Source organism: Immundisolibacter sp. (assembly GCF_028696615.1).
Lineage (GTDB): Bacteria > Pseudomonadota > Gammaproteobacteria > Immundisolibacterales > Immundisolibacteraceae > Immundisolibacter.
Genome location: NZ_JAQVGQ010000186.1, coordinates 1 through 5,422, shown reverse-complemented (window position 1 = coordinate 5,422; position 5,422 = coordinate 1). Strand labels below are relative to the sequence as shown.

The window sequence follows — 5,422 nt, the reverse complement described above, 5'->3', positions numbered from 1 at the left end:
GCTGCGCCGGCACGGCAGCCAGGTCAGCCATCGCGAGCGTCGACACATCGGCGGCATCGAAGGCGTCGAGCAAGGCCCACTCGAAAGCCGCCGTGGCGCGCAGCGCCGGCCGGCGCACCAAAAAGCCCGACAGCCCCCGCCCCACATCGCGCAGCGTGTACGAACGCGACGGGCAGGCGGCCAGGTAGCGCTGCATCAGGCGCTCGAAGGCGGCATCGCCGAGCAGCGCGCGCAGCAGCGGGAAATCCTCGCCCAGTGCCTCGCTGAGACGCAGGCGATAGGCCTCGTGGTACACGGCCAGGCGGCGCGCGGCCGGCAAAACCGGGCCGTCCGCCACCAGCCCCGGCGCCACCGCCGCGCCGTGGCGGATGTGCGCCGCCAGCGCGCGCTGGAAATCGGCCAGCGTGCTCACGCCGCCTGCTGCCGGGCGGCGATGGCCCGGGCCCGGTCGAGTTCGCCGATCAGCTCCGGCAGCGACGGGATGGCGGCGTCGCGTTCGAGCAGCGTGGCGGCGTGCGGAAAACGCCGCACCGCCCGCGCATACAGCGCCCACACCGCCTCGCACACCGGCGCGTCGTGGGTGTCGATTTTCAGGCCATCGACATCGCGGTGCCCGGCGATGTGCAGTTGCACCACCCGCGTGGGCGCGATGGCGTCCAGATACCGCCACGGATCGAAGCCGTGGTTGCAGGCCGACACGTAGACGTTGTTCACGTCGAGCAGCAGCAGGCAGTCGGCCTGCTCGGCGAGCGCCGCCAGGAACTCCCACTCGCTCATCTCACTGCCGGCGGCGGCAAGATACGTGGACGGGTTCTCCAGCACCAGCCGGCGGCCGAGCCGGTCCTGCACCTGCCGCACCCGCGCGGCCACGTGGGCGAGGCTTTCCTGCGTGTACGGCAGCGGCAGCAGCTCGTGCAGGTTCACGCCGTCGACACCGGTCCAGCACAGGTGATCCGACACCCAGGCCGGCTCGATGCGGTCGATCAGCGCCGCGAGGCGGTCCAGATAGTCCGCGTTCAGCGGATCGACGCCGCCGATCGACAGCGACACGCCGTGCAGCACCAGCGGAAAGTCACGCCGCACGTGCTCGAGCACCGCCAGCGGCTTGCCGCCGGCGACCATGAAGTTCTCGGAAATGGCCTCGAACCAGTCGACACCGGCCGGCGGCGCGGCCAGCAGGTCGGCGAAATGCTCCTTGCGCAGGCCAAGGCCGAAGCCGGGCGGGTTTGCCTGGATCATGCCGTTCGGCCATCCGAACCGCGCCGGCGCCCGGCTTCCGGCATCAGTCGGACTTGACCGTGCCGCCGGCCGCCTTGCACTCGGCTTCGGTCATCACCTTCATGCCCTTGCCCTTGCAGGCGTTTTGGCCCTGACAGCCGTTGTTGGCGGTGGCGCAGTCGCTTTGGCCCTTGCAAGCGTTCACGCCCAGGCACTGCACCTTGGCCTCCTCGGCCTGGACCGCGAGCGGCGCCGCGCCCGACAGCAGCAGCGCAGCGGCGGCGCCGGCGAGCAGCGCGCCGGACGTCTTGTTTTTGGCCATGATCTCGATCCCCTCGGTGGTAAGTTGACGCGACACGCCGCGAATTGGACCGGGCGCGCGGCCAATCATTACACGCCCGACCAGGCATCCTTGCACTGCCATGACCGACTCCCGACGCTGCCCCTGGGCTCGCCGCGCACTCGAGATCGCCTACCACGACGCCGAGTGGGGCGTGCCGCAGCACGACGATCGCGTGCTGTTCGAGTTCCTGATCCTGGAGGGCGCCCAGGCCGGCCTCGCCTGGTCGACCATCCTCAACAAACGCCTGGCCTACCGGGCGGCGTACTGCGGCTTCGATGCGGCGCGCGTGGCGGCCTTCGACGACGCCGACCGGGCACGGCTGCTGGCCGATGCCGGCATCGTGCGCAACCGGCTCAAGATCGACGCCTCGATCGACAACGCGCGGGCGTTTCTGGCGGTGCAGGCCGAGCACGGCAGCTTCGACCGCTACCTGTGGCAGTGGGTGGACGGCCGGCCCATCCACAACGCATGGCACACGCCGGACCAGGTGCCGGCACGTACGGCGCTGTCGGATGCGCTGTCCAGGGATCTCAAGCAGCGCGGCTTTCGCTTCGTCGGCAGCACCATCTGCTATGCCTATTTGCAGGCAGTGGGCCTCGTCAACGACCACCTGCAGGGCTGCCCGCGCTGGGCCGAACTGGCGGGCGCCGTTCAGACCGCGAAGTAGGCCCGATAACGCTCGCGCAGCAGCGTCTTGTTGAACTTGCCGACGGTGGTCTTGGCGATGTCGTCCACCGGCAGGCAGTCCGGCACCATCCAGCGCGGCAGGCGATCTTCGAGGAAGGCACGCAGCGCCGCCGGGTCGAGCGTGTTGCCGGGCCGGGCGGTGAGCAGCGCCAGCGGCCGCTCGCCATAAGTCGGATGCGGCACGCCGATCACGCATACCTCGGCCACCGCCGGGTGCTCGGACAGCGCGTGCTCGAGCGTGAGCGACGGAATCCACTCGCCGCCGGACTTGATCATGTCCTTGCTGCGCCCGACGAACGCGATGCTCGAATCCGCAAACCGCACGCCGACGTCGCCGGTGCGCAGCCAGCCGTCCGCCGTGAACAGCGCCTCCGTGTTGGCCACATCCCGAAAGTACTCACCGATCACGTGCCAGCCGCGGAGCTGGATCTCGCCGGTCTCGACGCCATCGGCTGCCACCGGCGTGCCGTCCTCGCGCACCACGCGCACCTGCGCGCCGACGATGGGCAGGCCCGAGTTCTCGTCCAGCATGCGCGTGAAGGCAGCGTCCGGGTCGGCGTCGGCGAGCTCGCCGTAAAACGCCGCCGTGTGGTCGGCAAGCGATTCCGCCATGCCGTGCCCGCCGCAGCGCAGTTTCACGCCCATCGCCAGAAACCGCTGCGCCATGTCGCGCGGCACGATGTCGCCGCCGAAACCGACGTAGCGCAGGCTCGACAGGTCGTGCTCGCGCTCGGCGGCGGCGGCCAGCACCAGCTTGCCGAGCACCGGGTTCGCCATCAGGCGCGTGACGCGCTCCTGCGCGATCAGCCGCGCCACGGCGTGGCCGTCCGGGTGCGCGCCGGGCAGCACCAGTTTGGCGCCGGCGATCATGCCGTCCATCGGCAGGTTGAAGGCGTGCGCGTGGAACATGGGCGGGATCACCAGCAGCACGTCGTCGCCGCGGTACGGGCCCAGCGACTGCGCCGACTGGCGCGTCAGCGCGCGCAAGACGAGGAAACGGTTCGAGTACGGGCAGCCCTTGGGCCGGCCGGTGGTGCCGCCGGTGAAGCTGACGCACACGGTGGCGTTCTCGTCCACGTCGTCCGGGAAGGCGTAGTCGGCCGGCGCGCGGGCGAGCTCGGTTTCGTAATCGAACAGCGGCGCGAGCGGAGTCGTCGGCGCCGGGCCGTCGTCCAGCAGCAAAAAGGACCGGATGGTGTTGGCACCGGCCGCCACCAGTCGTTCGGCCAGCGGCAGCAGCTCGGCATCCACCGCCAGCACGCGCACCTCGGCCAGATTGCAGGTGTAGACCAGGGCGTCGATGTCGAGGCGGAAATTGAGGCCGAGGTAAATCGAGCCCTTGCACAGCGTGGCGTAGTCGATTTCAAGATGCCGGTGGGTGTTCCAGCCGAGCACGCCGACGGTCTCGCCACGCCCGGCGCCGAGGCGCTCCAGCACGTGCGCCGTGCGCTGAATGCGCCGGTAGAAATCGGCATAGGTATAGGCGAAGCGGCCCTCGCCGGCGGTGCGGGCAACGATCTGCCGCCGCGGGAAACAGGTCGCCGCACGCTCGACGATGTGCTTGACCAATAACGGTTCCATCGAAAATTCTCCTTCCTCTCGACAACGTGATTTTTGTCAATTCCACCCCGCTCGCCCGGCGTCGGCGTGCCGGTGCCGCCTGCTACACTGCGCGACCGCGCGAACACGCGCGCCGTGTGGCGCCGTGAGACCCGCAATAACAACACAGTTCCGAGGAGGACCAGAACATGAGCACCATCTGGGTGGACATGCTGGGCGTGCCGTTCCGGCAGACCTATTACCAGGCCGGCGGCTACCGCACGCGCGCCATCGAATGCGGCGAAGGCCCGCCGCTGATCTTGCTGCACGGCACCGGCGGCCACGCCGAGGCGTACATGCGCAATCTCGCCGCGCACGGCGAACACTTCCACGTGTATGCCATCGACATGCTGGGGCACGGCTTCACCGACCGCTTCGACGGCGACTACACCATGCAGGTGTGGTCGGATCACCTGCTGGCCTTCATGGACGCCATCGGGGCGGAATCGGCGTGTCTGTCGGGTGAGTCGCTGGGCGCCATGGTGTCGGCCTGGACCGCCATCCGCGCGCCCGAGCGCGTGACAAAGCTGGTGCTGAACACCGGCATCCTGGCGCCGCCCAACGACAAGGGCAAACAGGAGCTGATCGACGCGCTCGAACGCTCCAAGAAGGCCGCCGGCAATCTGACGATGGACGCCGTGCGCGCGCGCATGGCCTGGCTGATGGCGGAGCCCGAAAAGACCCTCACCGACGAGATCGTGGCGGTCCGTTATGCCATCTACGCCCAGCCCGGCATGCAGCAGCACATGGGCAAGATCGCGGTGTCCACGCTCGGCCGCGTGGTGGACGACGCCTGGACCGCGCAGTGGATGCGCCCGGAGCTGATGAAAGACATCCGCTGCCCGACGCTGGTGCTGTGGACGCGCCACAACCCCGGCCAGCCGGTGGAACTGGCCGAGGCCGCCATGCGCCACATCCCGGACGCGCGTCTGGTGGTGCTGGAACACAGCGCGCACTGGCCGCAGTGGGAGGAGCCCGAGCTGTTCAACCGGCTGCATCTGGATTTTCTGCGGGCCTGAGCGGCGGCCCGTGTCGAACGGAGAACCTCATCGATGAGTCTGCACACCTTGGCCTACGTCGGCTTCAATGCCACCGACCTCGACGACTGGCGCCAGTACGCCACCGCCGTGCTGGGCATGCAGGCGGTCGACCAGACCGCCGATGCGCTGCGCCTGCGCATGGACGACAAGCACCACCGCATCGCCATCCACAAGGCCGCCACGCCGGGCTTCGCCTACAGCGGCTGGGACGTCGGCACGCGCGCCGAGCTCGATCGGCTGACCGCCGAACTGGCGGCGCTGGGTCATGCCCCGACCGACGGCACCGAGGCCGAACGCGCCTTTCGCAAGGTGGTGGAGCTGCGCGTGTTCACGGACCCGGGCGGCAACCGCGTCGAGCTGTTCTACGGCCAGCTCAGCGGCTGCCCGTTCCATCCGGCACGCGAGTTCTGCGGCTTCAAGACCGGCGATCTGGGCCTCGGGCACATCGTGTTCATGACCCGGCACCTGGACGCCATGATGGCCTTCTACGGCGTCCTGGGCCTCAGGATATCCGACTACATCTTCATCAAGCCGG

At 69.3% G+C, this 5,422-nt stretch carries 7 protein-coding genes; 3 read left to right on the top strand and 4 right to left on the bottom strand.

The features are described from left to right. The 3 genes from PHC73_RS11175 to PHC73_RS11165 form a co-directional block, all read right to left on the bottom strand. Window positions 1–412: DNA-binding domain-containing protein (locus PHC73_RS11175; RefSeq protein WP_300128092.1), on the bottom strand; the 412-nt coding region annotated here is incomplete at its 3' end. Further along, window positions 409–1,239 carry a DUF692 domain-containing protein gene (locus tag PHC73_RS11170; protein ID WP_300128089.1) on the bottom strand — a complete coding sequence of 277 codons (831 nt, stop codon included), beginning with the start codon at window positions 1,237–1,239 and terminating at the stop codon, window positions 409–411. The genes PHC73_RS11175 and PHC73_RS11170, both read right to left, overlap by 4 nt. A gap of 43 nt (window positions 1,240–1,282) precedes the next feature. After that, complete coding sequence (locus PHC73_RS11165; RefSeq protein WP_366949865.1) at window positions 1,283–1,543, bottom strand: hypothetical protein; 261 nt, start codon at window positions 1,541–1,543, stop codon at window positions 1,283–1,285. A 97-nt stretch (window positions 1,544–1,640) separates the two neighbouring features. On the opposite strand from PHC73_RS11165, the gene PHC73_RS11160 reads away from it, so the two are divergent. Further along, a complete protein-coding gene (locus tag PHC73_RS11160; protein ID WP_300128083.1) occupies window positions 1,641–2,228 on the top strand; it encodes a DNA-3-methyladenine glycosylase I in 588 nt (195 codons plus the stop codon). Here PHC73_RS11160 and PHC73_RS11155 read toward each other — a convergent pair. After that, the gene (locus PHC73_RS11155; RefSeq protein WP_300128081.1) at window positions 2,213–3,829 is read right to left on the bottom strand and encodes an AMP-binding protein; all 1,617 of its coding nucleotides are present in this window, start codon (window positions 3,827–3,829) and stop codon (window positions 2,213–2,215) included. The two genes, PHC73_RS11160 and PHC73_RS11155, sit on opposite strands and share 16 nt — an antisense overlap. Window positions 3,830–3,996: 167 nt before the next feature. Between PHC73_RS11155 and PHC73_RS11150 the strand changes: the two genes are divergently transcribed. Together PHC73_RS11150 and PHC73_RS11145 are read left to right on the top strand one after the other, a co-directional pair. Then, on the top strand, window positions 3,997–4,866 hold the full coding sequence (locus PHC73_RS11150) for an alpha/beta hydrolase (RefSeq protein ID WP_300128078.1): 870 nt from the start codon (window positions 3,997–3,999) through the stop codon (window positions 4,864–4,866). Between the two features lie 33 nt (window positions 4,867–4,899). Further along, window positions 4,900–5,422: VOC family protein (locus PHC73_RS11145; protein WP_300128075.1), on the top strand; the 523-nt coding region annotated here is incomplete at its 3' end.

Bases quoted from the DNA above. Each gene is read 5' to 3' on its own strand.
- PHC73_RS11170 (WP_300128089.1), bottom strand. From the start codon at position 1,239: ATGATCCAGGCAAACCCGCCCGGCTTCGGCCTTGGCCTGCGCAAGGAG.
- PHC73_RS11160 (WP_300128083.1), top strand. From the start codon at position 1,641: ATGACCGACTCCCGACGCTGCCCCTGGGCTCGCCGCGCACTCGAGATC.
- PHC73_RS11155 (WP_300128081.1), bottom strand. From the start codon at position 3,829: ATGGAACCGTTATTGGTCAAGCACATCGTCGAGCGTGCGGCGACCTGT.
- PHC73_RS11150 (WP_300128078.1), top strand. From the start codon at position 3,997: ATGAGCACCATCTGGGTGGACATGCTGGGCGTGCCGTTCCGGCAGACC.